Below are 24,085 nucleotides of genomic sequence, written 5' to 3'. Positions count from 1 at the left end.
CAAGGGCTTCGTCAGCCGTTCGCCTCGTGCGCCAGCAGCCACGACTTGACCGGCAGGCCCCACCGGTACCCGCCCAGCGACCCGTCCGTGCGCAACACCCGATGGCACGGCAGGATCAGCGCCACCGCGTTGCGCGCACACGCCGACGCGGCGCCACGCACCGCCAGTGGACGACCCGCCAGCGCCGCATAACGGGTGTAGGTCACCGGCGCACCCGGCTTGATCTGGCGCATCACGTCCCAGGCGTGACTCATGAACTCACCGCGGGTGTGCTGCTCGACCTGCACCGCGTCCAGCGCCGTCAGGTCGCCGTCGAGATAGGCGCGGACCGCGTCACGCACCGGGCCCACATCGTCGTTCGCCTCGGCCGGCGCCCGCAGTTTCGGACTCATCAGCCGCATCAGCTCCGGCACATCCGTGGTGAAACCGGCGGCGCGAACCACGCCGTCCTTCGTCACGACCACGGTGAACGGGCCGGTCGGGGTGTCCAACGTCGAATAACGAAGCATCGCTCTCTCCTCACGATCGGGGGGCACAGCCTTGCCGGAAACGCCTGCCGCCGCAGGCCGGCCTGTGGACAACCCGGGAATGTGGACAACTCCCGCGGGGCGTCGGCGGGCGGTAGCGTCGTCAGGCAGCACGCCAGAGACGGATCAGCGCATAGGACCGCCAAGGTCGCCAGCGTTCCGCGTGTTCTGCCAGCTCACGGGGTGTGTCGGGGAGACCCAGGGCGGCCGCGCCGCGGCGAGCCGCCAGGTCGGTCTCCAGGAAGACGTCGGGGTCGCCTACTGCGCGCATGGCGACGTAACCGGCTGTCCAGGGGCCGATGCCGGGGAGTTCCATCAGGCGGGCGGTGGTCTCGGTGCGGTCCGCGCCGGGCTCCAGGTCCAGTTTGCCGTCGGCTACCGCGGTCGCCAGGGCGCGGATCGTGGTGCGGCGGGTGGCGGGCATCCCGAACGCGGAGTCGGGGAGGGCGGCTATGGCGCTTGCCGGTGGGAAGCCGGTGAGTGCGGTGGTGGCTGCGGTGGTGTCGGTGGGCGTCGGTAGGGCGGTAGGTCGGGAGGCGGGGGAGGGGCCCTCTTCGAGGGCCACCGGACTGTCCACGATCGCGGCGGCCCGCAGAATCCGGCCCAGCGTCGTCCGCGCCCCCGCAACGCTCACCTGCTGCCCCACCACAGCCCGCACCGCCATCTCGAACCCATCCACCGCCCGCGGCACCCGCACCCCCGGCTCCCCCCGCACCACCTCCCGCAACGCCCCCTCGGCCCCCAGCATCCCGTCCACCGCCACCGGATCAGCATCGAGATCGAACAACCGCCGGCACCGCGCCACCGCCGGCGCCAGATCCCGCACATCGCTCAGCCGCAGCGTCGCGAAAACCCACCTTTCCGCGGGCTTCAGCGCAACGGTCGCGCTTCCATGCGGCAAGACCATCCCCCTCCGGTACGTGTCACCGCACAGCTCATCCACCCCCGGCAGGGTCCGCGCTCCCAGGAATTCAAGGAGTGACCCGGCGTGCAGCGGCGGCCGATAGGCGAGCCGCAGATTGATCACCCCGGCTTCGCCCCGTGCGGCGGCGGGCCGCTGGTTGCGCAGCTGGCTCGGTGACACCGCGTACACCTCGAGCATCGTGTCGTTGAACTGCCGCACGCTGCCGAATCCGGCGGCGAACGCGATGTCGGCGAGCCCGAGGTCGGTCGTCTCGACGAGGATCCGCGCGGTCTGGGCGCGCTGGGCCCGGGCGAGGGCGAGCGGCCCGGCGCCGAGTTCCGCGGTGAGCATCCGGTTGAGGTGCCGTTCGGTGTATCCGAGCCGGCTGGCGAGCCCGGCGACGCCTTCCCGGTCGACGACGCCGTCGCCGATGAGCCGCATGGCGCGGCCGATCGTGTCGGCGCGCATGTCCCATTCGGGGGAGCCGGGTGCGGCGTCGGGCCGGCAGCGGCGGCAGGCCCGGTATCCGGCGCGCTGGGACGCGGCCGCGCTGGGGTAGAACGTGACGTTCTGGCGTTTCGGCGTGACGGCGGGGCAGGAGGGCCGGCAGTAGATCCCGGTGGTGCGCACGGCCGTGTAGAAGCATCCGTCGAACCGCTGGTCACGGCTGTCGACGGCCCGGTAGCAACGCTCGAAGTCCAGCTCCATGTCCCCGAGTCTGCTCTGCCGCCCACCGGCGTGGCTGGCGGGTTTCGGACATCACCGTACCGTTGTCAACTTAGGTTGACGCGGTGGAATATGTCAACTATGGTTGACGCATGGATGTTGTGGCGCAACGAACGGACATCGCGTGGCGCACCTTCGGCGGTGGCCCCAAGGTCGTGCTCCTGCACGGCGGCATGCAGACGTCGGCGAACTTCACGAAGCTCGCACGGCTCCTCTCCGCGACGCACACCGTCTACGTCCCGGACCGCCGTGGTCGCGGCCACAGCGGTCCGGCCGCTACCGGTCACGGCCTGCGCGCGGAGATCGACGACCTGCGGGCGGTGCTCGACGAGACCGGGGCACGGCACGTGTTCGGGCTCAGCTCGGGCGCGGTCGTCGCCCTGCGCGCGGCCATGGAGCTGCCGATCGAGCGGCTCGCGCTCTACGAGCCGCCGCTCAAGCACGGCGCTCACGACCCGACCTCCTGGCTTCCCCGGTACGAGAAAGAGCTGTCCCGTGGTCACCGCGCGGCCGCGTTCGTGACCGTCACGAAGGGCACGGGCGAGTTCCGGCATGTGCCCCGGGCGGCGCTGATCCCGCTCGCCGGTCTCGCCATGCGCGGTGGCCGGGGCCGCGAGCTCGCCGAACTGGTCCCCACGATGCGCCTGGACGCGGCGGTGGTCGACGACGCGGCCGGCCCGCTGAACACGTACCGGGCCGTCACCGCCGAGACGCTCCTGCTTGGCGGGGACCGCTCACCGGCGTACCTGATCGGGGTGTTGAACGGCCTCGAGCCGGTCCTGCCGCGAGTGCGGCGGGTAACCCTGACCGGCGTGGGCCATCTCGCCGCTGACGACAGCGGCAGGCCGGAACTGGTCGCAGCCGAACTGCGTCGTTTCTTCGCCTGACCCAACCCGTAGACTGGCGTTCCGTGAGCCTCACCATCGGAATCGTCGGCCTGCCCAACGTCGGCAAGAGCACCCTGTTCAACGCCCTGACCAAGAACGACGTGCTCGCCGCGAACTACCCGTTCGCGACGATCGAGCCCAACGTCGGCGTGGTCGGGCTGCCCGACGACCGGCTGAACAAGCTCGCCGAGCTGTTCAGCAGTGAGAAGATCCTGCCGGCGCCGGTGAGCTTCGTCGACATCGCGGGCCTGGTCCGCGGCGCGTCGAAGGGCCAGGGTCGCGGCAACGCGTTCCTCGCGAACATCCGCGACGCGTCCGCGATCTGCCAGGTGGTCCGCGCGTTCTCCGACCCGAACGTGCTGCACGTCGACGGCAAGGTCTCGCCGTCCGACGACATCGAGACGATCAACACCGAGCTGATCCTCGCCGACCTGCAGACGGTCGAGAAGGCACTGCCCCGCCTGCAGAAAGAGGCGAAGCTCAAGAAGGAGAAGGCCGCGACGGTGGCCGCCGCCGAGGCCGCGTTCAAGCTGCTCAACGACGGTGTGACGCTCTACCAGGGTGCCAAGACCGCGGGGGTCGAGCTGGAGCTGCTCGCCGAGCTGCACCTGCTCACCACGAAGCCTTTCCTGTACGTGTTCAACGTCGACGAGGCCGAGCTGGGCAACGAGGCGTTCCTCAACGAGTTGCGCGCCCTGGTCGCCCCCGCCGAGGCCGTCTTCATGGACGCGAAGATCGAGTCCGAGCTGATCGAGCTGGACGACGAGGAGGCCCTCGAGCTCCTCCAGTCCACCGGCCAGTCCGAGCCCGGCCTGAACCGCCTGATCCGCGTCGGCTTCGAGACGCTCGGCCTGCAGACCTACCTGACCGCCGGCCCGAAAGAGGCCCGCGCCTGGGTCATCCCGGTCGGCGCCACGGCCCCCGAGGCGGCCGGCGTCATCCACTCCGACTTCCAGCGCGGCTTCATCAAGGCCGAGATCGTCAGCTTCGACGACCTGGTCGCCGCCGGCTCCATGTCCGCCGCGAAGGCAGCCGGCAAGGTCCGCATGGAGGGCAAGGACTACATCATGAAGGACGGCGACGTCGTCGAGTTCCGCTTCAACGTGTAGTACCGCCACAACGCGTCAGGGGCGGGGCGCATCGGCGAGCGGGGCGATCAGGTGAGCGGGCAGCTCGACGTCATCGCCCCGCAGCGTGCGACGGGACCAGCAGGTCTCGGCCTTGAGCGTGCCGGTGAACAGGTTGACGCAAGGAGTCCCCGGGCCGGATGTGCATCGCGGGCAGCGCTCCGAGAGGTCTCCGGCCGCGTCCAGACGTTCGCACTCTTCGAGAACTCCGGGAAGCCGGCGATTGCGGTGGGCGAGGTTCTCCGGCTCGCCGCTCATCGCGTGTCCTCGTCGCACAGGTTCTCGATAGTGGCGTAGACGCCGGCCGGGTCCGAGCACCACACGGCCGAGGAGCCGGTCTCGCGCAGCCGCTCGGCCCAGAAGATGCCGGGCAAGCCGGGTCGGTAGGTCACGACCCAGCCCGGCAGGTCGGCTTGCAGCAGCTCGGTCGCGGCCTCGGCGTCGAGCGGCCAGGAGTGTCGTCGGATAGTCCGGAGGCTCATCGCATCCTCCGCGCCCAGGCGGGGGCGAAGGGACCGAGCGCGTCGACCAGCTCCAGGAACGTATCGGAGTCGTGGTCGCAGCATCCCGCCTTGCACAGGGCGCGCTGACCGATGCACGGCCAGGGCATGCCGTCGTAGGCGCAGACCATCCGCCACGGCCGCGCCCGCAGCCGTCGGGGCTGGTGCTCGATCTCGTACCTGGTCACGCTCATCGCCTCCACCGAGCCGGGCGCCGGGGGTGCGATGGCACGGGCTTTCCATGGAGGTGGGCGAACCGTGCCGTCGCAGCCTGATCGTCACCGAGCGATCACGCGAGGTGGAGTAGTGGCGCGCTGCCGGGTGCCCGATGCCGGCATTTGGCAACGTTGGCAACAGGACCGCTCACGTACCGGCAGCGACCGATCGGAGTGCTTCCCGGAAGTCCGCGGGCCCGGACTCGCCCGGGTACCGGCTGTGCAGCTCGGCGTCCAGTTCTCCGCCGACCATCAGCAGTGACGGAAGGGACTTGCGCTGACCACTGAGAGCCCCGATGCCTGCCGTGACGGCCTGTTCCAGGTCCCCGCCGCGGGCCGCGACGGCGGCGAGCGTCAGCCGAGCCTCCGTCATCCGCATCGGCGCCAGCTCTCCGTCGGCACTCGACCCGAGCTGCAGCACGGTCCGCGCGTGTTGCGCTGCCCGCGCATCGTCGCCAGCAAGGCGGTAGGCATCCATCGCGTAGAAGTCCCACTTTGCCGGGTCGACGATGAAGTGGTGGTCCGGCCGGGACGGTGCCGGCCGTGACGCGAGCAGGACTCGACCGTGCTCCAGGGCATCCCGGACACCCTCCTTGTCGCGGAGCCGGGCGGCGGCCTTCGCCTCCTGCCCGGCGAGTTGCACGGCTGCTGAACCTCCGGGTGCGGCCGCCTGGCCGGCCCGTGCAGCGTCGAGGACCGCGCCGAGCCTGCCTTGGGTCAGCGCGAACCACGCCGACATCTCGAAACTCCAGCCGACGATCTCGGGGTTTCCGCCCTCCTCCCCGAGCTGCCGCGCGGCCACCCGGGTTGCCTCCGCAGCCGCCCGCTGACCCATGTCGTACTCCAAGCATCCGGTCAGCAGGGCCAGCCAGCCGGCGGCGTGCAGTAAGCCCTCGTGTGCGGCGAGACCGACCGGCTTGCGCAGCTGCCGATCGATCTCCCCCAACCAGATGTGCGCCTCCCGACGCAGGCTATGGGCGTCCCGGGTCGGATACTCGCAGCACAGCTCGATCACTGTGGCCTCGAGGGATTCAATGGTGCCGTTGTTGATAGCGCCGGCGCGGATTCGGCCGAGGAGCTCGGCGGTTTCCCAGGGTCGGAAGTCGTCGACCTCGAACCGTGCGGGCTTCCGCTCGACGAGGGCCTCCAGCTGGCCGTCGGTATTCAGCGCTCGGTCCAGGGCGCGGGCCAGATCGGCGTGGGGTGGGCGTACGCCTCGCGCGACACGGGAGAGGTGCCCGGCGTCTATGCGGGCCCGGCGAGCTAGTTCTCGCAATGACATTGCGCCCTGGAAACGGGCCAGGGCTTGCACAAACGTCTCTCGCCCGGTCGTCATCCGTGCTCCCCTGGTAGAGGTCAGGGTGTGGCGGCCGGTCTCTACTCCGACCGCCAACATCGACGGTACGTCAATGTCCACAACGCTGTGGATAGCTGCGCCGAGGTTGGGCGATCGGACGAACATTCGTGGCCGATCATCCGGCCGCGGTACTACCGGACGCCGTACCACCAACGACGCTTCCACCAGGACGTTGCCGTGCTGGCCCGACTCCCTTTCGGCTGCTCTCGCCCAGGCGCAGGTCAGGCCGGCCCAATTTGCCACTTCAGATCGTCGAGCGCCTCGCCAGAGGCCTCCACGTCGACGTAGTGCAGCGGATAGTCGCTACCCGCGCGCCGCCCTTCGGAGTCGAACGGCATCTCGTCGGCGTGCTCGCGCACCCAGTCGGCGTGCACCTGCTGGATGCGGTCGGCCTGCTCGATCTCTTCAGCGCTGGGACGGTGCGGGATGCGTTCCCATAGCGGCCTCACCTCAGCCACCTGACCGCCTCCCCACTCGATCCGTGCATCACCTGCTTATCGAATCGCCGATTCTGGCAGCCCCATGTCCGAAGCGGCCCCGGTGGTCACAGTTGTAACCACCGGACGGGCCGCGATCGCGGTGCGTTCGCTTGGCGACCCGTGCCACACGCCCACGCCTTCACCCAGTCGCTGGAGCGCCCGACAAGTCCGCCGAGGACTGGTCGGATTTTGCCCGATCGCTCGCGAGGGCAGCCATCGACGCGGCGGTCGCCGAGGCTGCGCTGCGGCAGCACCGCCCCGTGGTCATGCTGACCTCGGACATCGAGGATATGAGCAAGCTCTGCGGTGATCGCATCCGGCTCGTGGCGGTGTGAGGGCAGATTCAACGAGCGCCGGGGACCAACCCGTCCAGGTCGATCTCGATGGGGAACGGCGTGCTGGTCCGCAGCTCGTGGCGATGGATGCCGCTCGGCGCGTAGGCGCGGGTCGGCCCGTCGAGTTCGTAGGCGTGGACGACCGGCGACGTGTCCTCGTCCTCCACGCGCCAATAGTACGGAATGCCGGCTTCCGCGTATTTGCGGAGCTTGACCGTTCGGTCGCGGTGCGCTGACTCCGGGGAGACCACCTCGACGACGAGAAGCACCTGGTCGGGCGTGTAGTAGGTGCGGTTCGGGTCGTAGAAAGGTGCCCTGGTGGCGAGAAGGTCGGGCTCGGGCCGGTTTCGGTCGTCGAGCCGGATCGTCATCTCGCGCTCCACCTCGACACCCGTCGGTGCCTGATCGAGGAGGGTGATCAGCAAGGCGGAGACGGCCCGACTGTGCCAGGCCCGCTGGGGAGACATCATGAAGACGAGCGCTCCGTCGATCAGCTCGGTGTGCCGCGGCGCCTCCGGAAGGTAGTCGAGATCGTCGGCATACCACCCCTCGGGCCGGGGCGGGCGCATCCACTCGGGCACCGCGGTCATGCCCCTCACGGTAACTCAGGGCAGGTCGAGGGCGAGGCAAGCCGGTGCGGATCAGGGGCCAGGTCGTGGGCTGTCAGGGCCGCGTCCAGCATGGCCTCCTGGGCCGCCGCCGGGAAGGCGCCGGGATCGGCCGCCGCGTACGCGGCGACGCCCTCGGTCATCGTGATCAGGGCCAGCGCCACCGTCGCGACCCGCTCGGGTGTCCACTCCGGAGCGGCTGCCGCCACCAGGCGCTCGATGCGGGCGCGCCAGGCGCGGTTGTTGCGGCGGTGCTCCTCGATCAAATCGTCGTCGGTCACGGCGGCCGCCAGGAAGCCCATCCAGACGATCGCCTCCTGCCGGGTCTGCTCGTCGAGCGCCATGCCCTGGCGCAGGATCGCGCGCAGGGCGGCCCGGGGGCCGGCGGCCGAGGACTCCAGGGACTCGACCCGGGCCCGGGTGGTCTCGTGCAGCAGCCGGCGGGCGTGCAGCAGCAGGGCCTGCCGGTTCGGGAAGCGGTGCATCACCAGGCCGGTCGTGCAGCCGGCGGCGGCGGCGACGGCGCGGACGGTGAGTCGTTCCAGCCCCTGCTCGGCGAGCACGCTCCACACGGCCCGGGACAACGCCTCGCCCTGTGCTGAGCGGTCTGCTGATCTGGCCACGTAACGGATGTTACCGTAACGCCTGTTACGAAAGGAGGGCACCATGAGTGTCTCCGTCGAGGTCCGCGCCTGGGACGATCCGGACGGTGCCGCGCTGCGGGCTGCGCAGCGCGCCGAGCTGGACGCCCGTTACGGCACCGGCGACCACGAGCCGGGCATGCCGCCGTCGGCTGCCGACATCGATCTGTTCCTGGTGGCCGTCTCCGGCGGGCGGGCGGTCGGCTGCGGTGCGCTGCGCCGACTGGACGCGACGAGCGCGGAGATCAAGCGGATGTACGTGTCTCCGCACTCCCGCGGCTCGGGCATCGCCACGGCGATCCTGCGGGCGCTGGAGGAGGCCGCGGTGGAGCGCGGCTGGACGACGATCCGGTTGGAGACCGGTCCCGCCCAGCCCGACGCGATGCGCTTCTACGAGCGCGAGGGTTACCGGCGGATTCCGCTGTTCGGCGCGTACGAGGGCTCGGATCTGTCGGTCTGCTACGAGCGCTCGCTCAGCGCAGCAGCGGGAACACCGTCCCGGCGATGACGGCGCCGGCCACCGCGCCCACCACCACCTGCGCCGGCGTGTGCGCGGTCAGCCGCACCCGCGCCCAGCAGCCGAGCACCACCAGCGGCACCCCGAGCAGCGCGACCGGGCCGTAGACCGCGGTCAGCGCGGCCACCGTGCCGGACGCCACGCCGGCGTGGATGGACATCTTCCACCAGTGGGTGACGGCCGCGAAGAGGGCAAGGCCGCACCCGCCGGCCCCGAGCAGGGCGAGCACCTCGCGGGGCGCGCCGAGTGCGATCAGCAGGACCAGGCCGGCGGCCAGCGACGCGGTGCCGAAGAGCAGCGGGACACGGCGGTCGGCGCGCTCCGGGATGTGGTGGTTGGTGAGTCGTCCTTTTCGGACGCCGTGCAGCACGTAGCCGAGCGGGATGACCGCGGCGAACAGCGCGCCGGGCAGACCCCACCAGCGCGACGCCCCGGAGGTCGTGCCGGCGTGCCAGCCGACGATCATCAGCAGGGCGGCGACCAGGACGGCGGGAGCGAGCACTTCGGACACCATCCGGGCGATCCGGGTCGGCAGGTCGGTCCGGGGCGGGAGGTCGTCGCGGGATTCCGGGCGGGTGACGGGGAAGGCGGCGGCGTTGAGCACCGGCCCATTCTCGCAATCCGGAGGCGAAATGCCGGAATGTCCGATCAGGTGTCGGCGGCCATCGCCGAGAACGCGGCGGCGAGCCGGTCCAGGTCGAGGCCGTCGAGGTGGTCGAAGATGTGCCGGCGCACGCTGGCCAGATGGGTCGGCCACGCCTCGCGGAGCCGGGCCAGGCCCTCCTCGGTGAGCACCGCGTTGGCGCCGCGCGCGTCCTCCAGGCATCGGGTGCGGCGCAGGTGCCCGAGGGATTCCAGTTTGGCGGCGAGACGGGTCATCCCGCTCAGTGACATGTCGCAGGCGACGGCGAGCTCGCTCATCCGCATCATCTGGCCGGGCGTCTCCGAGAGGTGGCGCAGCACGGAGTATTCACTCGCGGACATGCGCTGTTCTCGCATCAGGTCGGCGTCCAGCGCGCGGGGCATGACCATCAGGAACCGGCCGAGCGCGCGCATCACCGCCTCCTCCTGCGGGCTCAGCGGGACGGGCCCCGCCGCGGGCACCGGCGTCGTGGTGGCGGACATGACTTCGATCGTACGACCGGCCGCCGCACCGCCCCCTGTCGACTTTCCGCCTCGCCGGGGCAACGCGCGAACCAGGTGACGGGCTGCGGGCGTCAGCAGTTTGGGGGACATTGTGGTGATTTGCCAGCGGGCGAAGAAGGGTCACAATGCTTTGGTGCAAAACCAGACAACTAGTGACTCTCTCCAGCAATTGCTCGAAATGCCACGAAAGTCTTGGTGGGCTCGTCTGCCGTTCGGTGTCCGGATGACCGCGGGCGCGACCGCGCTGATCGTGCTCGCCGGCGCCGGGGTGGCCGGCGTGGTCGCCCTCTCCGGAGACGACGCGCGAACCGTCGCCACGGCCGACGCCGGGATCGGCGACCCCGACCTCGGCGCGCCCCGGCTCGAAGAGAGCCCGGAGGTGGTGAGCCGCGCCGCGGCCGCCGCCGAGCCGTTGCCGCAGCGGCACACGCCGGCGACGCCGCGCACCGGACAGACCGCGGCGGCCGCGGGGGCGGCGGCGGCCGGGGCAGTCCAGCTCAGCCGGGCCCGGGTGGCCGACGAGCGGGCCGATCGGACCGGGCCGCGCCCCACCCGTACCGCCGGGAAGGAACCCGCCGAGCGGGCGACGCCGCACCGGGCGCCCGCACAGACCTCGGCCGCGGAACCGGTGGTGACCACGCGCACCGACGTGGAGACCCGGGACATCCCGTTCCCGACCCAGGTGATCCGGGACCCGTCGCTGCCCCGCGGCACTCGCAAGATCGAGTCGCCTGGCCTGACCGGTGAGGAGACCCTGCGTTACCTGGTGACGCTCACCGACGGCCGGCCGACCGCGCGGATCCTGATCGGCACCGAGGTCACCCGCGCCCCGGAGCCGCGGATCGTGGTCTTCGGCGCCCGGCACGCCGCGGACCGCTCCTGCGAAGGGCTGCTGCGGGTCTGCGTGCCGCTGGGCCGCTCGGCGGTCTGCCCGGAGGACGGTTCCGGCGACTCCGTCCCGGCGGCGGACCCCGCGGAGGGGGCGGAGGGCAAGGACGACATGGCCGTCCTGACCCGGGAGGAGCTCGCGCTTCTCGATCCGGAAACCCTTGATCGGGTACGCCTGGAGCCCGGCTCGCTGTGTCGATGACCACCGGTGATTGCATCGCCGGGTCCGGGGATCCACCGTATGGGCATGGCACCGACCGACGCTGATCTGGCCGAACTCGCCGCTCGCCTGACCGGCGTGCCCGGTGTCTGCGGTGTGGTGCTCGGCGGCAGCCGGGCCCGCGGGACGCACACTCCGGACTCCGACACCGACCTCGGCCTCTACTACCGGGCGCCGCTGGACACCGCCCGGCTGGGCCGGCTCGCGGTGGAGGCCGGCGGGGCCGGCGCGACGGTCACCGAGCCGGGCGGGTGGGGACCGTGGGTCGACGGCGGCGGCTGGCTCACCATCGGCGGCGACGCGGTGGACTGGATCTACCGGGACGTGGACCGGGTGCACCGCTGCTGGGCCGACGCGGAGGCGGGACGGTACGCGTTCCACGCCCAGGCCGGTCATCCCCTCGGAGTGCCCGATTTCTCGTACCCCGGGGAATTGGCCCTGGGAAAGATCCTGAGTGACCCGTCCGGTGAGCTCGCCGCGCTCCAGGCTCGCGTCCGGGTCTTCCCGCGGGCCCTCGCCGAGGCGCTCGTGGCCGGCCTCTGGGAGGCGGACTTCCTGATCGGGCTGGCCCGCAAGGCGGTGACCCGCGGCGACAGCGCCTATGTGTCGGGCTGCCTGTTCCGGCTGGCCGGCGTGTGCGCGCACGCGCTGCACGGCGCCGCCGGCCGCTGGCTGATCAACGAGAAGGGCGCGGTGGCCGCGGCCGGCGCGCTGCCCGGTGCGCCGGACCGGTTCGCCGCCCGGGTGGAAACGGCGTTCGCCGCGGTGAGCGGTGACCCGCTGCACCTGAGCCTGGCCATCGACATCGCCGCGGATCTCGTGCTGGAAACCGTCGACGCGTGCGCCATGATGTTGCGGTGACAGCCGACGTTCCCACCATTCTGGCCACGAGCGCCTTTTTCCGGCGCGGCAGCTACGGACCGATGAGCCTGCGTCCCGGCGCCGTCCACTACTTCGCCGCCGAACTGGCGAACGCGCGCAAGGCGCCGAAGATCTGCGTGCTGACCCAGGCGACCGGTGACCCCGAGTCGCGGATCGGCGCGTTCTACGCCGCCTTCGCGGGCACCGAGTTCACCATGTCCCACCTGCAGCTGTTCCCGATGCCGAACATCGAGGACATCCGCGCGCACATCCTGTCCCAGGACATCGTCTGGGTGGACGGGGGCAGCGTGGCGAACCTCTGCGCGGTCTGGCGGGTGCACGGCCTCGACGAGATCCTGTACGAGGCGTGGCAGGCCGGCGTCGTGATGAGCGGCGTGTCGGCCGGCTCGATCTGCTGGCACCAGGGCGGCAGCACCGACAGCTACGGTCTGAAGCTGCGCGGGTTCACCGAAGGGCTGGGCTGGCTGCCGTACAGCAACGGCGTGCACTACGACGCCGAGGAGCAGCGCCGGCCGAAGATGCACGAGCTGATCGGCGACGGGACGCTGGGCGACGGGTACGCGACCGACGACGGGGCCGGCCTGGTCTACCGGGGCACCACGCTCGACGAGGTGGTGGCCGACCGGGAGGGCCCGCTCGGGTACGAACTCAAGCGCGCGGCGGACGGCTCTGTCGTCGAGACCGCCCTGCCGACCCGGGTCCTGCCGATAATCTGACATCGCAACCTGGACGTGATCAGCTCCGTTGTCCGCATCGGAGCCCAACCGAGGAGTGCGATGTCCGTGCGTGGCGGAGAAGGCGGCAGCTGCCGCTGAGGGATGGTCCGCCGCGGTCGGCTCAGTAGAGGGCGACCGTGGCGAGACCCACCAGCACCGCGGAGAGCAGGAACGCCACCGCGAAGATGGCGTTGCCGGCGATCCGGTGCGGCTGGCCGCCCTCGCCACCGCCGGGGCCGGCCGGGACGCCGCCGAGGTCCCCGCCGAACATCTCGGCGCGGTGTCTCCTGGTCAGTGGGCGCGCGAGGTGAGCCAGCACGGTGATCGCCTCCGGGGGGGTAGAGGGTGGGACCCCCGGTAGCATGCTGTGGCGCGAAATCGGGGAGCAATGGTTACCGGCCGGTAACCGTCCCGGGTGGTTCGAAGTGGCATGAGCGACGGGTACGTACGTACGAACCTGGACGAGTTTTGTCACTCTTTATAGGTATTTGTCGGTAACCAGTCTTTCGCCATCATTGTCCCGATGGCAGAGAAGTATCACGCCTTGTTCCGAGGCCCTCTGACCGTCTTCATGGCGCTCATCGGCCTGACCTCCGGCGTAGCCCAGCTCGCCGGCATCCCGACCCGGACCGGCCAGTGGGTGCTGACCGCGGTCTTCCTCGCCAGCCTGCTCTACTTCGTGGTGCGCGTCTGGCAGCTCGGGTTCGTCGTCCGGATCCGCGAACTCCGCGCCGAGCTCCTCGAGGCGACCAAGTCGCTCGCCCTGCAGCAGGCCGGCCACCAGCACTACCTCGACGCCATCCAGCGGATCAGCGAGCGGGAGAAGCCGCTCTTCTCGGAGACCCTGGACGTGCTCGTCACGGTCGGCTCGGACGACGACAGCGACCGGATCGTCGAGAAACGGGTAACCACCCCGGAGCCGCTCGTCACGCACCGGACCATGCGGCCGATCGTGCTCACCGACACCGACCGGCTGGCCCGGCTCGACGAGATCTCGTTCAAGGCTCTCCGGCCGGTGGGCGGCACGATCACGGCGCTGCCGCTGGAGCAGACCCGGCTGCTGCGGATCTGGCTGATCTTCGATCCGGCGATGACCACCTCGACCGAGTGGCAGGTGGAGTACCGGCCACGCGGGCTGTGGGGGCCGCTGCGCGAGCGCGGCTGGGACCAGCTGGTCTGGGAGGACCGGCTGCCGACGGCGAGCGGCACCCCGTCGGCGTTCACCCGGTTCGTGGTGACGTTCTCGTTCCCCGAGAGCGACCAGCCACCCAGCGTGAAGGAGCGTTCCGGGTACGGGCGGATGGCCGAGCCGCATCGGGACGCCCGCGGCCGCTGGGAGGTGGTGTGGCGGGACGAGAAACCCGCCGGCCGGCGCTACGTCTGGGATCTCACCCAGGCGGTCGGCGGGTGAGGGGACCCGGCCTCAGGACGCGCGGCTGAGGATCAGGTTGTGCACGGTGTGGGCCTTGTCGGACCCGCGGAACTCGACCTCGTAGACGTGGGTCCCGACCGTGATCGCGATGGTGCCGGAGGAGAAGAACTGACCGGCCCAGCTCTTGTTGCTGACCACGCTGACGCTGCTCACCTTGGAGTACGGGATGCTGGTGATGGCGAACCGCTTCCCGACGAAGGACTTGTCCTGCACGATGATCCGGCGGTTGGTCAGGCCGATGAAACCGGTGCCGGCACCGATCGCGTCGTAGACCGCGATGATCTGCTCGCCCTCGATCAGCCCGCTCTGGATCTGCTCCAGCTGACCCTTGTTGTCGTACACCACGTCGCTCATGCGGCGCAGCGTATCGCCGGGGATCTACGAACGCTCCACCACGGTGCGGTAGAAGTCCTCGATCCGGGCAGCCAGGGTGACCTCACCATCGGTAATCGCCGTGCCGTCGGAGGACCCCAGGCAGATCTGAGTGTGACCGTCGACCCGCCGGATGCTGGGCCGGATGGCGAGCGTGTCCGCCGCCACCTTGATCCGCTCGGTCAGTGCGGCATGCTGACTGTCGTCGCACGGGAGATCCCGCCGCAACTGCACACCGTCCCGTGTCCATCCGCCCAGTAGCGCGATCGCGTCACTCAGGTAGTCGGCGCCGTTGCCCCGGCGTCGTCTGGACCGCATCAGCCGCACCCCCCTTGGCGTCGTTGCCGGCTTGTGGCCGAACTGTCGCCGTGTCGTCATGGTCGGTGCCCCACAGTTTCGTCCGTCCGGGCACCTCTGTCCACGCCCACATATACGTGTTTGCGTGACGATCGGGGCACCACCGGGCAACCTGATCGGTGAAGTTTTGTGCGATCTTTGTTCCTATGCCGCCGGAACCGAACGTCAAAACCTCGCCATCACCCAGGGTGATCGTAGCGGCGGTGATCATCACCGACGGGCGGGTGCTCGCCTGCCAGCGCAGCGCGCCCCCCGAGGCGGCGGGCAAATGGGAGTTCCCGGGCGGAAAGGTGGAGCCGGGGGAGACCGAGGAAGCGGCGCTGGCCCGCGAGTGCGCCGAGGAGCTGGGCGTCCGGGTGGCGGTCGGCGACCGGGTCGGCCCGGACGTGCCACTGGCCCACGGCCGCGCCGTGCTCCGGGTCTACGCCGCCGCCCTGCTGGACGGCGACGTCCCGGAGGCGCTGGAGCACACCTCCATGCGCTGGCTGGCCGTGGACCAGTTGAACAGCGTCCCGTGGCTGCCCGCCGACAAGCCGATCGTGGCGGAGCTGCCCGCTCTGCTATGAGTACTGTTTGCGCAGCTCCCGCTTGAGCACCTTCATGCTGGGTCCGAGCGGGAGCGTCTCGGCGAACCGGATCCGCCGGGGGTACTTGTGCTTGCCCAGGCGCTCCTTCGACCAGTCGATCAGCTCCGCCTCGGTGACGCCCTTGTCTTCCAGGACCACCACCGCGCAGATCTCCTCGCCGAGCGTGGCGTCCGGCACCCCGATCACCGCCACCTGCTGGATCGCCGGGTGCCGGGCCAGGACCTCCTCGACCTCCCGCGGGTAGACGTTGAAGCCGCCGCGGATCACCAGGTCCTTGGTCCGGTCGACGATCCGGATGAAGCCCTCCTCATCCTTCGCCCCCAGGTCGCCGGTGCGGAACCAGCCGTCGACCAGGGCCTCGGCGGTGGCCTCCGGCCGGTTCAGGTAGCCGGCGAAGACGTTGTGCCCGCGGATCACGATCTCGCCGAGCTCGCCGTCCGGCACGAACTCGATGCGCTCCGGGATCTCCGGCCGGGCGATCTCCACCTCGACGCCCCAGATCGGGTGCCCGACCGTGCCCGGCTTCGCACCGAAGACCGGCTGGTTCGTGGTCGCGGTCGGCGAGGTCTCGGAGAGCCCGTAACCCTCCCAGATCGGTGAGCCGAACGCCTCGGCGAACTTCTCCAGCACCGCGACCGGCAGCGACGCGCCGCCGGAGACGCAGAGCTTGAGCTGTGGCAGGCGCTCCGCCTTCGGCGCCGCCTCCAGCAGGCCGATGTACATGGTCGGCACGCCGTGGAAGATCGTCACGTTCTCCTTGAGCATCAGCTCGATTGCCGCCTCGCCGGAGAACCGGGGCAACAGCACCAGTGTCCCGCCGAGCCGGAACGTGGCGTTCATCCCGACCGTCTGGCCGAACGTGTGGAACAGCGGCAGGCAGCCGAGCACCACGTCGTCGCCGGTCAGCGGGTGCACGTCGAAGACGTTGACGGCCGCGTTCATCACCAGGTTGAGGTGGGTGAGCAGGGCGCCCTTCGGCTTGCCGGTGGTGCCGCTGGTGTAGAGGATCACCGCGGTGTCCTCGGCCTCGGTGGTCACGTAGGTGTGCAGCGGCTCCACCTTCGCGGCCAGCTCCTCCAGCCGGGCCGGGCCGTTCGGCAGGTCGGCAGGCAGCGGGCCCACGTTGACCAGCCGGGTCCCGGTGGCCTGCGCCGCCGCGCCGCCCGCCTGCAGGAACGCGGAGTGCGTGACGATCAGGTTCGCCTGGCTGTCGGTGAGGACGTACCCCACCTCCTCCGGCGTGAGCAGCAGCGAGATCGGCACGATGCGGGCGCCGACCGCGAGGGCCGCGTAGTAGACCCGGGGGAAGTCGGCGACGTTCGGGATCATCACGGCGATCGTGTCGCCCGGCGTGATGCCGAGCTCGCGGAGGCCGGCCGCGTACGCCCGGGTCTGCGCCCAGAGTTCCCGGTAGGTGATCCGTTCGCCGCCTGCATCGACGATCGCCACCTTGTCGGGATGGCGGCGCGCGGCCTCGGCGAGGACGGTCGCCAGGGACAGCGTCGTCATGCGGAGCCTCCTTCGTAGATTCGCGAGTGATGTACGTCGCAGTTCCGCCTAAACTAGCGGTGTAAGTTTTTACACGTCCAGTGCTGATTCCGTAATTTCCGCGAGGAGTTCTCATGGCTCGGCCCCGGCAGGCGCTGCTCACCCGGGAGCGCATCGTCGAGGCGGCGTCCGCGCTGATCGACGCGGAGGGCCTGGACGCGCTCTCCATGCGGCGGCTCGCCACCGAGCTGGGCGTGCAGGGCCCGTCGCTCTACAACCACTTCGCGACCAAGGCCGAGATCGTCGACGCGGTGGCCGAGTCGGTGGTCGCGCAGGTGGACATCGCGGTGTTCACGGGCGGCGACTGGCGCGAGGGGCTGCGGCTCTGGGCGAAGTCGTACCACGCGGTGCTCACCGCGCATCCGAACATCGTGCCGGTGCTGGCCACCGGCCCCGGGCGGCGGCCGGCCGGTCTGGCGATGGCCGAGGCGGTCTACGGCGCGCTGATCGACGCCGGTTGGTCACGGGCCCGGGCCACCCACATCGGCGCCCTGATGCGATACCTGATCACCGGCTCGGCGCTCGGCTCGTTCGCGCTGGGGTTCGCCGCCGACCCGGAGCTCTACGACGAGCGCTATCCGCACCTGCACCGCGCCCACGAGCTCGCCGCCCATCGCGACGCAGTCGACGAGGGCGCCTTCGAACTGGGGCTGGACCTTTTGATCACCGGCCTGACCGAACGCTACGACCAGGGGGTACGCCGATGACGTCGGTATTCCGTGAGCAGCTCTACATCGGCGGGCAATGGGTGCCGCCGGACTCCGGGGAGCGGATCGAGGTGGAGAACCCGTACACCGAAGAGGTGTTCGGGCACGTCCCGGCCGGCACCGCCGAGGACGTGAACCTCGCCGTCTCCGCCGCCCGGCAGGCCTTCGACGGCTGGGCCTCGGCGTCGCCGGCCGACCGGGGCGCGGCGCTCGGCCGCCTGCACCAGGCCCTCGCGGCGCGCGCCGGCGAGATCGCCGAGACGGTGGGCCGCGAGCTGGGGACGCCCCTCAAGGTCGCGAAGGCGGTCCAGGCCGGCCTTCCCCTCACGGTGCTCTCCGGGTACGCGGAACTGGCCGCCCGTGGCAGCGAGGAGGAGACGATCGGCAACTCGCTGGTCGTCCACGAAGCGGCCGGCGTGGTCGGCGCGATCACCCCGTGGAACTACCCGCTGCACCAGGTCGTGGCGAAAGTCGGCGCGGCTCTGGCGGCCGGCTGCACCGTGGTGCTCAAGCCGAGCGAGATGACGCCGCTCGTCGCGTACCTGCTCTTCGACGCGGCCCACGAGGCGCAGCTGCCACCCGGCGTGCTGAACCTGGTCACCGGCACCGGACCGGCGGTCGGCGCCGCCATCGCCGGGCACCCGGACGTCGACCTGGTCTCGTTCACCGGCTCCACCGCGACCGGCCGGGCGATCTCGCGCGCCGCCGCGGACCGGATCGCCAAGGTGTCGCTGGAACTCGGCGGCAAGTCCGCCAACGTGATCCTCGCCGACGCCGACCTGGTCAAGGCCGTGAAGGTCGGAGTCGGCAACGCGTTCCTCAACTCCGGGCAGACGTGCACCGCGTGGACCCGGATGCTGGTCCACCGCTCGCACTACGACGAGGCCGTGGAGCTCGCCGCGAAGACGGCCGCCGGATACACCCTGGGTGACCCGTTCGACCCGGCGACCCGGCTCGGGCCGCTGGCCTCCGCCGGCCAGCGCGACCGGGTGCGCGGATTCATCGAACGGGCCTCGTCCGCCAGGCTCGTCGCCGGCGGCCTGGACGCGCCGCTGCCGGACACCGGGCACTTCGTGGCGCCGACCGTCTTCGCCGACGTCGATCCGGACAGCGAGCTCGCCCAGGAGGAGATCTTCGGCCCGGTCCTGTCGATCATCGGTTTCGACGACGACGACGAGGCCGTGGCGATCGCCAACAACTCGCGGTACGGCCTGGCCGGCGCGGTCTGGGGCTCCACCGACCGGGCCCTCGCCGTGGCGCGGCGGCTGCGCACCGGGGCCGTCGACGTGAACGGCGGCTCGTTCAACCCGTTCGCGCCGTTCGGCGGTTACAAGCAGTCCGGCATCGGCCGGGAGCTGGGCGCGTACGGCCTGGCGGAATTCCAGCAGGTGAAGGCCATTCAGCGATGACCCACTACATGACCGGCCTGGTCGTGCGCAGCGAAGGCACCCCGGCCGAACTCGTCGAACTGCGGCTCCCCGAGATCGGCCCGGGCCAGGTGCGGGTGAAGATCCGCGCGGCCGGCGTCTGCCACTCCGACCTCTCCATGATCAACGGCACGCTCCGGCCGCCGCATCCGCTGGTGCTCGGCCACGAGGCAGCCGGCGAGGTGGTCGAAGTCGGTGAGCACGTCACCCGGGCGTCGGTCGGCGACCACGTGGTGCTGAACTGGCAGCCGGCCTGCCGCAGCTGCTGGTTCTGCGAGCACGACCAGCCGTGGCTCTGCTCCACCTCGCACGGCATCGCGGCCCTGGAGAACGGCCTCACCCTGGACGGCGCGCCGGTGCACGTGACGCTCGGTGTCGGGGCGTTCGCGGAGCAGGTGGTGGTGCCGGAGAACGCTGTCATACGCGTACCCCCGCAATTGGATTTTGATCTCGCTGCCCTGCTCGGATGCGCCGTGCTCACCGGAACCGGCGCGATCCGCAACACCGCACAGGTCGCGCCGGGCGAATCGGTGCTGGTCATCGGCCTCGGCGGGGTCGGCCTCTCCGCGGTGGCGGCGGCCCGGGCGGCAGGTGCCGGCCAAGTGATCGCGGTCGACGTCAACGAGTCGAAGAAAGGCCTGGCCGAGGCGGCCGGCGCGACCGACTTCGTGGTCTCCTCGGAGAACCTGTCCCGGGAGATCCGCGCGCGGACCGGCAAGCGCGGCGCCGACCACGCCATCGAGTGCGTCGGCCGGGCGTCCACGATCCGCGCGGCGTGGCGCGCCACCCGCACCGGCGGCCAGGTCACGGTCGTCGGGATGGGCGCGGCCGACGACATGGTCCAGCTGAGCGCCCTGGAGATCTTCAGCTCGGCGCGGATCCTGCGGGCGTCGGTCTACGGCCAGGCGGACACCGACATCGAGGTGCCGGCGCTGGCCGAGGACGTCCTGAGCGGCAAGCTCCCGCTCGACTTCCTGGTCACCGACCGGATCCGCCTGGCGGACGTGCCGGCCGCCTTCGACCACATGTCCCGCGGCGAGGGCGCCCGCTCAGTCGTCGTCCTGTAGTTCCACCTCGGTGCCGGGGAGGGCGGTGCGCCACCGCCGGGCTGCGAACCGCCCTCCATCAGAACGGTACGGAACTCTGGCCCAGAATCAACATTCTGGGCCAGAGTTCATCATGCCGGAAAATCGTACTCGAGCACGTACACCTCGGCATCCAGGATCATGCGGTTGAACTCGACACAGCGGCCGTCGGCGATGAAAGCCAGGCGGGTCACCTCCAGGACGCGTCCACTCGCGGTGGACATCGACAGACCCTGCCGCTCCGCCGCATCCGGAAGCCGAGCCTCGACCCGCTCGCGGAAGCGCACCGGTTCCAGCCCTGCCTCGGCGAGCCGGGCATAGGAACCGCCAGGTCCCGCGTCGGTGAAGACGATCCGTGTGTCGCGAACCAACTCCGGCACGTAGTACGAGGTCGACAACTGCACCGGCCGATCGTCGATCAGGAAGCGGCGGGAGCGCGCGACAAGCGGCTTGCCGGGTGCGACGCCCAGCGCTGCGGCGACCTCGTCCGGAGCCGGCACCTCGTCGACTGTGACATCGGCGGTCCGGAGCCTCTGCCCGGTGTCGTGGTCCTGGATCGGCCTGCCCGCACCCCACTGTGACCGGGCGAGGCGTGCCGGTGAGCTGCGGACGATCCGGGCGAAGGAGCGGATGAACGCGCCGGAGCCCTGACGTGTCTCCACCAGGCCGTCGGAACGGAGAACGGCGATGGCCTGACGGGCGACATCCGCGCTGACACCGAACTTCCGGCCCAGATCCGGCAGCGAGGGCAGGCGGGCACCTGCCGCCAGCTCACCGCTGTGGATCTTGTCCCGGAGCTGCTCCGCCACCCGTCGGTAGGCGGGGCCTTCCGTCGCTGTCACATGACACCTCGCACTCTGGCCCAGAGTTGGCCGAGTCGACGCTACGCCACAGCACGGATCGCGGGTAGTAAGGAGAAATGCGACCGGCGGTGGGACAAGTGCTGCACTTCTCGGAGGATCCGGCGATCGAGCGGTTCGTGCCGCACGTGGCCGCGACCGCCCGGGAAGCGGAGGCCTACGTCTGGGCCGTCGATGCGGAGCAGGCGCCGAGTTACTGGTTTCCGCGGCAGTGTCCGCGCGCGATGGCCTGGGTGCGGCCCGGCACGACCGACGCGGACCGGGAGCGGATCGTGGGTGCCGGGTGCGGGGAGCGGGTGCACGCCATCGAGTTCGGGTGGCTGGACGCGATGCGCAGCACCATCCTGTACGCCTACCGGTTGCCGGCCGGGCGATTCCGGCCGTTCGGGGAGCCGTGGCCGCACGCGTGGGTGGCGGTCGAGCCGGTGGAGCCGCTCGGGCCGCCCGAACCGGTCGGTGACCTGCTCGCCTGTCATGCGGCGGCGGGGATTCAGGTGCGGTTGCTCGACAGCCTGTGGCCGTTCTGGGACGAGGTGATCACGAGCAGCCTCGGCTTCAGCGGCATCCGGCTCCACAACGCCAGGCCTGCCGATGCGTGATGATATCGTGATATCACTCGCCTATGGAGGTGCTCAATGCCCAACATCCTGATCCGTGATCTCAGCCAGGATGCTGTGGACCGCATCGATGCGATGGCGGAGAATCTCGGGCTGTCCCGTAATGAGTACCTCCGCCGCAAGCTGGAGGAGAACGTTGCGGCATCGACGGAGCGTGTGGTCACCGACGCCGACTGGGAACAGTCCGCCGCAGTGTTCGGGGATCTGGGCGACGACACGGTGATGGAGTCGGCGTGGCGGTGACGAGCTGGCTGATCGACAAGTCGGCGTATGTCCGGCTTCAATCAGGTCAGGCGAGGAATCGTGACGAGTGGAGCGCGCGGATCAGCCGCGGTCTTGTCCGGCTGTCCACGATCACCCGCTTGGAGCTCGGTTATTCGGCTCGGTCCGGCGAGGCGGGGCGCCGCCAGTTCGCCGCCCCGCCCCTCTCGCTGATGCCGATCGAGCACCTCACGCCGGCCATCGAGGACCGCGCCCTTGAGGTCCAGCTGCTGCTGGCTGACCGCGGGCAGTATCGCGCTCCCTCGATCCCGGATCTGCTGATCGCCGCGACCGCGGAGAAGGGCGGTCTCACGGTCCTTGCCGTCGACAAGGACTTCGATCTGATCGCTGGAATCACCGGCCAGCCGGTGACAACCCTGTGAGCAGCGCCGCCACCGTGCGGTGCAGGGCTGCCTCGGCGGACTCGACGGACATCTCCATCACGTCGCGCCACGTCGACCACGTCGGCCACTGGCTGACCGACGTGAGAGCGTCCAGCAACTCCTCGTCCTGACCGATTTCGGTCGGGAAGGTGGTGGTCAGCTCGTCGCGTACCCGGGCCACATGCAGCTTGCGGTAGTGCTGCAACCCCGCCGAGAACGGCTCCTTGAGCGCCGACGCCCGCGCCGCGGGACCGATCTCCTCCAGCAGGCGGGCGCGCTGCTCGCAGTACGCGGCGATCCGTTCGGCGAGGGGCAGGTCCGCCGGTACGGGCTGATAGGACTCGTCGCGCTGTTCCAGGACACGCTGACCACTCGCGGTCATCAGTGCTTCCATGTCGGCGAAGTGGCTCCACAGCGCGCGCAGCGAGACCCCGGCCAGCTTGGCGATCCGGTCCGCGGTGGGACGCAGGTCACCCTCGCTGATCAGGCGGAGGTGGGCGTCGACGATCGCGTTGCGGGTCCGTTCGGATCGCGCGGTGCGACCGTCGACGCGTGGGGGTGTGGTCACGAACTACTCCGGTATCGCTTCAGCTCGCGGTGCGCCAGGGAGCGCTTGTGCACCTCGTCCGGACCGTCCGCGAGCCGCAGTGTGCGGGCCGAGGCCCAGAGCCCGGCGAGCGGTGTGTCCTGGCTGGTGCCGGCCGCGCCGTGCGCCTGGATCGCCTTGTCGATGATCCACTCTACGGTGGACGGCACCACGATCTTGATGGCCTGGATCTCGGTGTGCGCGCCCTTGTTGCCGACCGTGTCCATCAGCCAGGCGGCCTTGAGCACGAGGAGCCGGGCCTGCTCGATGCGGACCCGGGACTCGGCGATCCAGTCCTGGATGACGCCCTGCTCGGCGAGGGGCTTGCCGAACGTGGTGCGGCTCAGGGCGCGGGTGCAGAGCAGTTCGAGGGCCCGCTCGGCCATGCCGATCAGCCGCATGCAGTGGTGGATCCGCCCGGGTCCGAGGCGGGCCTGGGAGATCGCGAAGCCGCTGCCCTCCTCGCCGATCAGGTTGGCGGCCGGCACCCGTACGTTGTCGAAGATGATCTCGGCGTGCCCACCGTGATCGCCGTCGGTGTACCCGAAGACCGTCATGCCGCGTTTGACCGTCACGCCCGGGGTGTCGCGGGGGACGAGGATCTGGCTCTGCTGCACGTGCCGGGCCGCGGCCGGGTCGGTCTTGCCCATCACGATGAAGATCCGGCAGTTCGGGTTCATCGCGCCGGTGATGTAGAACTTGCGGCCGTTGATCACGTAGTCGTCGCCGTCGCGCTGGATCAGCGTGCCGATGTTCGTCGCGTCCGAGGAGGCGACATCCGGTTCGGTCATCGCGAACGCGGACCGGATCTCGCCGTTGAGCAGCGGTTTCAGCCACTGCTCCTGCTGCGCGGGGGTGCCGAACTCGGCGAGCACCTCCATGTTGCCGGTGTCCGGCGCGGCGCAGTTCAGCGCGGCCGGGGCGATGGCCGGGCTGCGACCGGTGATCTCGGCGAGCGGGGCGTACTGCAGGTTGGTCAGGCCGGCGCCGTGCTCACCGGGGAGGAAGAGGTTCCAGAGGCCGGCCTCCTTGGCGGCGCTCTTCAAACTCTCCAGGATCGAAGGAGGGCCCCAGCTGTCGGGAGCCGCGTGGAACGACGACTCCGCCGGGTGGACGTGCTCGTCCATGAAGGCGAGCAGCCTCTTGCGGTAGTCCTCGGTCTTCGCGTCGAACTCGAACTCCATCGGG

Annotated in this window: 33 protein-coding genes; 15 read left to right on the top strand and 18 right to left on the bottom strand. The window is 70.5% G+C overall.

Annotation, left to right across the window (positions count from 1 at the left end; genetic code table 11):
• Window positions 1–11: 11 nt before the first annotated feature.
• Window positions 12–509, bottom strand: a complete 498-nt coding sequence (locus AMIS_RS36600) for a methylated-DNA--[protein]-cysteine S-methyltransferase (protein ID WP_014447522.1) — start codon at window positions 507–509, stop codon at window positions 12–14.
• Between the two features lie 121 nt (window positions 510–630).
• Window positions 631–2,139, bottom strand: a complete 1,509-nt coding sequence (locus AMIS_RS36595; RefSeq protein ID WP_014447521.1) for a DNA-3-methyladenine glycosylase 2 family protein — start codon at window positions 2,137–2,139, stop codon at window positions 631–633.
• Window positions 2,140–2,249: 110 nt separating this feature from the next.
• On the opposite strand from AMIS_RS36595, the gene AMIS_RS36590 reads away from it, so the two are divergent.
• Complete coding sequence (locus AMIS_RS36590; protein WP_014447520.1) at window positions 2,250–3,044, top strand: alpha/beta fold hydrolase; 795 nt, start codon at window positions 2,250–2,252, stop codon at window positions 3,042–3,044.
• Window positions 3,045–3,067: 23 nt separating this feature from the next.
• Window positions 3,068–4,153 carry a redox-regulated ATPase YchF gene (ychF, locus tag AMIS_RS36585; RefSeq protein WP_014447519.1) on the top strand — a complete coding sequence of 362 codons (1,086 nt, stop codon included), beginning with the start codon at window positions 3,068–3,070 and terminating at the stop codon, window positions 4,151–4,153.
• Window positions 4,154–4,168: 15 nt separating this feature from the next.
• Here the strand turns inward: ychF and AMIS_RS43195 are convergent, their stop codons facing one another.
• The 5 genes from AMIS_RS43195 to AMIS_RS36565 all read right to left on the bottom strand — a co-directional run bounded on the left by AMIS_RS43195 (window position 4,169) and on the right by AMIS_RS36565 (window position 6,701).
• Window positions 4,169–4,429: a hypothetical protein gene (locus AMIS_RS43195; protein ID WP_014447518.1), complete on the bottom strand. Its 261-nt coding sequence runs from the start codon at window positions 4,427–4,429 to the stop codon at window positions 4,169–4,171.
• Window positions 4,426–4,653 carry a hypothetical protein gene (locus AMIS_RS36580; protein WP_014447517.1) on the bottom strand — a complete coding sequence of 76 codons (228 nt, stop codon included), beginning with the start codon at window positions 4,651–4,653 and terminating at the stop codon, window positions 4,426–4,428. Before AMIS_RS36580 ends, AMIS_RS43195 begins: the two co-directional genes overlap by 4 nt.
• On the bottom strand, window positions 4,650–4,865 hold the full coding sequence (locus tag AMIS_RS36575; RefSeq protein ID WP_157435190.1) for a hypothetical protein: 216 nt from the start codon (window positions 4,863–4,865) through the stop codon (window positions 4,650–4,652). The genes AMIS_RS36580 and AMIS_RS36575 overlap by 4 nt, the downstream gene beginning before the upstream one ends.
• 169 nt (window positions 4,866–5,034) lie before the next feature.
• Complete coding sequence (locus tag AMIS_RS44455) at window positions 5,035–6,222, bottom strand: helix-turn-helix domain-containing protein (protein ID WP_157435189.1); 1,188 nt, start codon at window positions 6,220–6,222, stop codon at window positions 5,035–5,037.
• Between the two features lie 242 nt (window positions 6,223–6,464).
• A complete protein-coding gene (locus AMIS_RS36565; protein WP_014447514.1) occupies window positions 6,465–6,701 on the bottom strand; it encodes a hypothetical protein in 237 nt (78 codons plus the stop codon).
• Window positions 6,702–6,832: 131 nt separating this feature from the next.
• On the opposite strand from AMIS_RS36565, the gene AMIS_RS43805 reads away from it, so the two are divergent.
• Window positions 6,833–7,057, top strand: a complete 225-nt coding sequence (locus AMIS_RS43805) for a hypothetical protein (protein WP_014447513.1) — start codon at window positions 6,833–6,835, stop codon at window positions 7,055–7,057.
• A gap of 8 nt (window positions 7,058–7,065) precedes the next feature.
• On the opposite strand, the gene AMIS_RS36555 is transcribed toward AMIS_RS43805, so the two are convergent.
• Window positions 7,066–7,647: a Uma2 family endonuclease gene (locus AMIS_RS36555; protein ID WP_014447512.1), complete on the bottom strand. Its 582-nt coding sequence runs from the start codon at window positions 7,645–7,647 to the stop codon at window positions 7,066–7,068.
• Window positions 7,648–7,652: 5 nt separating this feature from the next.
• Window positions 7,653–8,288: a TetR/AcrR family transcriptional regulator gene (locus AMIS_RS36550; RefSeq protein WP_014447511.1), complete on the bottom strand. Its 636-nt coding sequence runs from the start codon at window positions 8,286–8,288 to the stop codon at window positions 7,653–7,655.
• Between the two features lie 43 nt (window positions 8,289–8,331).
• Here AMIS_RS36550 and AMIS_RS36545 point away from each other — a divergent pair, with 43 nt between their 5' ends.
• Entirely contained in the window at window positions 8,332–8,814 is a 483-nt protein-coding gene (locus AMIS_RS36545; protein ID WP_014447510.1) for a GNAT family N-acetyltransferase, read from the top strand.
• Here AMIS_RS36545 and AMIS_RS36540 read toward each other — a convergent pair.
• Window positions 8,780–9,427, bottom strand: a complete 648-nt coding sequence (locus AMIS_RS36540; RefSeq protein WP_014447509.1) for a hypothetical protein — start codon at window positions 9,425–9,427, stop codon at window positions 8,780–8,782. The two genes, AMIS_RS36545 and AMIS_RS36540, sit on opposite strands and share 35 nt — an antisense overlap.
• A 44-nt stretch (window positions 9,428–9,471) precedes the next feature.
• Window positions 9,472–9,948, bottom strand: a complete 477-nt coding sequence (locus AMIS_RS36535) for a MarR family winged helix-turn-helix transcriptional regulator (protein WP_014447508.1) — start codon at window positions 9,946–9,948, stop codon at window positions 9,472–9,474.
• A 244-nt stretch (window positions 9,949–10,192) separates the two neighbouring features.
• On the opposite strand from AMIS_RS36535, the gene AMIS_RS36530 reads away from it, so the two are divergent.
• The 3 genes from AMIS_RS36530 to AMIS_RS36520 are packed head-to-tail and all read left to right on the top strand — an operon-like array spanning window position 10,193 to window position 12,675.
• Window positions 10,193–11,059 carry a G5 domain-containing protein gene (locus AMIS_RS36530; protein WP_014447507.1) on the top strand — a complete coding sequence of 289 codons (867 nt, stop codon included), beginning with the start codon at window positions 10,193–10,195 and terminating at the stop codon, window positions 11,057–11,059.
• A gap of 45 nt (window positions 11,060–11,104) precedes the next feature.
• Entirely contained in the window at window positions 11,105–11,938 is an 834-nt protein-coding gene (locus tag AMIS_RS36525; RefSeq protein ID WP_041831629.1) for a nucleotidyltransferase domain-containing protein, read from the top strand.
• Window positions 11,935–12,675, top strand: a complete 741-nt coding sequence (locus AMIS_RS36520) for a Type 1 glutamine amidotransferase-like domain-containing protein (RefSeq protein WP_041830285.1) — start codon at window positions 11,935–11,937, stop codon at window positions 12,673–12,675. Before AMIS_RS36525 ends, AMIS_RS36520 begins: the two co-directional genes overlap by 4 nt.
• 121 nt (window positions 12,676–12,796) lie before the next feature.
• On the opposite strand, the gene AMIS_RS36515 is transcribed toward AMIS_RS36520, so the two are convergent.
• Window positions 12,797–12,994, bottom strand: coding sequence for a hypothetical protein (locus tag AMIS_RS36515; RefSeq protein WP_041830284.1), 198 nt, complete (start codon window positions 12,992–12,994; stop codon window positions 12,797–12,799).
• A gap of 204 nt (window positions 12,995–13,198) precedes the next feature.
• Between AMIS_RS36515 and AMIS_RS36510 the strand changes: the two genes are divergently transcribed.
• Window positions 13,199–14,086 carry a hypothetical protein gene (locus AMIS_RS36510; RefSeq protein WP_014447503.1) on the top strand — a complete coding sequence of 296 codons (888 nt, stop codon included), beginning with the start codon at window positions 13,199–13,201 and terminating at the stop codon, window positions 14,084–14,086.
• Between the two features lie 12 nt (window positions 14,087–14,098).
• On the opposite strand, the gene AMIS_RS36505 is transcribed toward AMIS_RS36510, so the two are convergent.
• Both AMIS_RS36505 and AMIS_RS36500 read right to left on the bottom strand, forming a co-directional pair.
• Window positions 14,099–14,461 (bottom strand): PH domain-containing protein, encoded by a 363-nt coding sequence (locus tag AMIS_RS36505; RefSeq protein ID WP_014447502.1) that lies wholly within the window; start codon window positions 14,459–14,461, stop codon window positions 14,099–14,101.
• Window positions 14,462–14,485: 24 nt separating this feature from the next.
• Entirely contained in the window at window positions 14,486–14,797 is a 312-nt protein-coding gene (locus tag AMIS_RS36500) for a 4a-hydroxytetrahydrobiopterin dehydratase (RefSeq protein WP_014447501.1), read from the bottom strand.
• 185 nt (window positions 14,798–14,982) lie between these two features.
• On the opposite strand from AMIS_RS36500, the gene AMIS_RS36495 reads away from it, so the two are divergent.
• The gene (locus tag AMIS_RS36495) at window positions 14,983–15,402 is read left to right on the top strand and encodes a (deoxy)nucleoside triphosphate pyrophosphohydrolase (RefSeq protein ID WP_014447500.1); all 420 of its coding nucleotides are present in this window, start codon (window positions 14,983–14,985) and stop codon (window positions 15,400–15,402) included.
• Here AMIS_RS36495 and AMIS_RS36490 read toward each other — a convergent pair.
• A complete protein-coding gene (locus tag AMIS_RS36490; RefSeq protein WP_014447499.1) occupies window positions 15,397–16,932 on the bottom strand; it encodes a long-chain-fatty-acid--CoA ligase in 1,536 nt (511 codons plus the stop codon). The two genes, AMIS_RS36495 and AMIS_RS36490, sit on opposite strands and share 6 nt — an antisense overlap.
• A gap of 113 nt (window positions 16,933–17,045) precedes the next feature.
• Here AMIS_RS36490 and AMIS_RS36485 point away from each other — a divergent pair, with 113 nt between their 5' ends.
• The 3 genes from AMIS_RS36485 to AMIS_RS36475 are packed head-to-tail and all read left to right on the top strand — an operon-like array spanning window position 17,046 to window position 20,172.
• The gene (locus AMIS_RS36485) at window positions 17,046–17,678 is read left to right on the top strand and encodes a TetR/AcrR family transcriptional regulator (protein ID WP_014447498.1); all 633 of its coding nucleotides are present in this window, start codon (window positions 17,046–17,048) and stop codon (window positions 17,676–17,678) included.
• A complete protein-coding gene (locus tag AMIS_RS36480) occupies window positions 17,675–19,087 on the top strand; it encodes an aldehyde dehydrogenase family protein (RefSeq protein ID WP_014447497.1) in 1,413 nt (470 codons plus the stop codon). The genes AMIS_RS36485 and AMIS_RS36480 overlap by 4 nt, the downstream gene beginning before the upstream one ends.
• A complete protein-coding gene (locus AMIS_RS36475) occupies window positions 19,084–20,172 on the top strand; it encodes an alcohol dehydrogenase catalytic domain-containing protein (RefSeq protein WP_014447496.1) in 1,089 nt (362 codons plus the stop codon). The genes AMIS_RS36480 and AMIS_RS36475 overlap by 4 nt, the downstream gene beginning before the upstream one ends.
• Window positions 20,173–20,282: 110 nt before the next feature.
• On the opposite strand, the gene AMIS_RS36470 is transcribed toward AMIS_RS36475, so the two are convergent.
• Entirely contained in the window at window positions 20,283–21,032 is a 750-nt protein-coding gene (locus tag AMIS_RS36470; RefSeq protein ID WP_014447495.1) for a GntR family transcriptional regulator, read from the bottom strand.
• A gap of 77 nt (window positions 21,033–21,109) precedes the next feature.
• Between AMIS_RS36470 and AMIS_RS36465 the strand changes: the two genes are divergently transcribed.
• From AMIS_RS36465 to AMIS_RS36455, 3 genes are read left to right on the top strand one after another with little or no spacing between them, the layout of a single operon-like run.
• Window positions 21,110–21,649: a DUF6886 family protein gene (locus AMIS_RS36465; protein ID WP_014447494.1), complete on the top strand. Its 540-nt coding sequence runs from the start codon at window positions 21,110–21,112 to the stop codon at window positions 21,647–21,649.
• Between the two features lie 36 nt (window positions 21,650–21,685).
• On the top strand, window positions 21,686–21,910 hold the full coding sequence (gene vapB, locus AMIS_RS36460; protein WP_014447493.1) for a type II toxin-antitoxin system VapB family antitoxin: 225 nt from the start codon (window positions 21,686–21,688) through the stop codon (window positions 21,908–21,910).
• Complete coding sequence (locus AMIS_RS36455; RefSeq protein WP_014447492.1) at window positions 21,901–22,311, top strand: PIN domain nuclease; 411 nt, start codon at window positions 21,901–21,903, stop codon at window positions 22,309–22,311. Before vapB ends, AMIS_RS36455 begins: the two co-directional genes overlap by 10 nt.
• Here the strand turns inward: AMIS_RS36455 and AMIS_RS36450 are convergent.
• Complete coding sequence (locus tag AMIS_RS36450) at window positions 22,283–22,879, bottom strand: TetR/AcrR family transcriptional regulator (protein WP_014447491.1); 597 nt, start codon at window positions 22,877–22,879, stop codon at window positions 22,283–22,285. The genes AMIS_RS36455 and AMIS_RS36450 overlap by 29 nt on opposite strands.
• Window positions 22,876–24,081, bottom strand: coding sequence for an acyl-CoA dehydrogenase family protein (locus tag AMIS_RS36445; RefSeq protein ID WP_014447490.1), 1,206 nt, complete (start codon window positions 24,079–24,081; stop codon window positions 22,876–22,878). The genes AMIS_RS36450 and AMIS_RS36445 overlap by 4 nt, the downstream gene beginning before the upstream one ends.
• Window positions 24,082–24,085: the final 4 nt, after the last annotated feature.

The organism is Actinoplanes missouriensis 431 (genome assembly GCF_000284295.1).
Taxonomy (GTDB): domain Bacteria; phylum Actinomycetota; class Actinomycetes; order Mycobacteriales; family Micromonosporaceae; genus Actinoplanes; species Actinoplanes missouriensis.
The sequence above is the reverse complement of the archived record's forward strand: the minus strand, read 5'-3'. Positions and strand labels throughout refer to the sequence as shown.

What these genes read in the sequence shown, in the direction of transcription:
- AMIS_RS43195 (WP_014447518.1), bottom strand. Translation starts at nt 4,429, where the DNA reads ATGAGCGGCGAGCCGGAGAACCTCGCCCACCGCAATCGCCGGCTTCCC.
- AMIS_RS36580 (WP_014447517.1), bottom strand. Translation starts at nt 4,653, where the DNA reads ATGAGCCTCCGGACTATCCGACGACACTCCTGGCCGCTCGACGCCGAG.
- AMIS_RS36575 (WP_157435190.1), bottom strand. Translation starts at nt 4,865, where the DNA reads ATGAGCGTGACCAGGTACGAGATCGAGCACCAGCCCCGACGGCTGCGG.
- AMIS_RS36595 (WP_014447521.1), bottom strand. Translation starts at nt 2,139, where the DNA reads ATGGAGCTGGACTTCGAGCGTTGCTACCGGGCCGTCGACAGCCGTGAC.
- AMIS_RS36525 (WP_041831629.1), top strand. Translation starts at nt 11,105, where the DNA reads ATGGCACCGACCGACGCTGATCTGGCCGAACTCGCCGCTCGCCTGACC.
- AMIS_RS36465 (WP_014447494.1), top strand. Translation starts at nt 21,110, where the DNA reads ATGCGACCGGCGGTGGGACAAGTGCTGCACTTCTCGGAGGATCCGGCG.
- AMIS_RS36445 (WP_014447490.1), bottom strand. Translation starts at nt 24,081, where the DNA reads ATGGAGTTCGAGTTCGACGCGAAGACCGAGGACTACCGCAAGAGGCTG.
- vapB (WP_014447493.1), top strand. Translation starts at nt 21,686, where the DNA reads ATGCCCAACATCCTGATCCGTGATCTCAGCCAGGATGCTGTGGACCGC.
- AMIS_RS36530 (WP_014447507.1), top strand. Translation starts at nt 10,193, where the DNA reads ATGACCGCGGGCGCGACCGCGCTGATCGTGCTCGCCGGCGCCGGGGTG.
- AMIS_RS36490 (WP_014447499.1), bottom strand. Translation starts at nt 16,932, where the DNA reads ATGACGACGCTGTCCCTGGCGACCGTCCTCGCCGAGGCCGCGCGCCGC.
- AMIS_RS36545 (WP_014447510.1), top strand. Translation starts at nt 8,332, where the DNA reads ATGAGTGTCTCCGTCGAGGTCCGCGCCTGGGACGATCCGGACGGTGCC.
- AMIS_RS36510 (WP_014447503.1), top strand. Translation starts at nt 13,199, where the DNA reads ATGGCAGAGAAGTATCACGCCTTGTTCCGAGGCCCTCTGACCGTCTTC.
- AMIS_RS36475 (WP_014447496.1), top strand. Translation starts at nt 19,084, where the DNA reads ATGACCCACTACATGACCGGCCTGGTCGTGCGCAGCGAAGGCACCCCG.
- AMIS_RS36505 (WP_014447502.1), bottom strand. Translation starts at nt 14,461, where the DNA reads ATGAGCGACGTGGTGTACGACAACAAGGGTCAGCTGGAGCAGATCCAG.
- AMIS_RS36590 (WP_014447520.1), top strand. Translation starts at nt 2,250, where the DNA reads ATGGATGTTGTGGCGCAACGAACGGACATCGCGTGGCGCACCTTCGGC.
- AMIS_RS36500 (WP_014447501.1), bottom strand. Translation starts at nt 14,797, where the DNA reads ATGCGGTCCAGACGACGCCGGGGCAACGGCGCCGACTACCTGAGTGAC.
- AMIS_RS44455 (WP_157435189.1), bottom strand. Translation starts at nt 6,222, where the DNA reads ATGACGACCGGGCGAGAGACGTTTGTGCAAGCCCTGGCCCGTTTCCAG.
- AMIS_RS36555 (WP_014447512.1), bottom strand. Translation starts at nt 7,647, where the DNA reads ATGACCGCGGTGCCCGAGTGGATGCGCCCGCCCCGGCCCGAGGGGTGG.
- AMIS_RS36600 (WP_014447522.1), bottom strand. Translation starts at nt 509, where the DNA reads ATGCTTCGTTATTCGACGTTGGACACCCCGACCGGCCCGTTCACCGTG.
- AMIS_RS36485 (WP_014447498.1), top strand. Translation starts at nt 17,046, where the DNA reads ATGGCTCGGCCCCGGCAGGCGCTGCTCACCCGGGAGCGCATCGTCGAG.
- AMIS_RS36480 (WP_014447497.1), top strand. Translation starts at nt 17,675, where the DNA reads ATGACGTCGGTATTCCGTGAGCAGCTCTACATCGGCGGGCAATGGGTG.
- AMIS_RS36535 (WP_014447508.1), bottom strand. Translation starts at nt 9,948, where the DNA reads ATGTCCGCCACCACGACGCCGGTGCCCGCGGCGGGGCCCGTCCCGCTG.
- AMIS_RS36495 (WP_014447500.1), top strand. Translation starts at nt 14,983, where the DNA reads ATGCCGCCGGAACCGAACGTCAAAACCTCGCCATCACCCAGGGTGATC.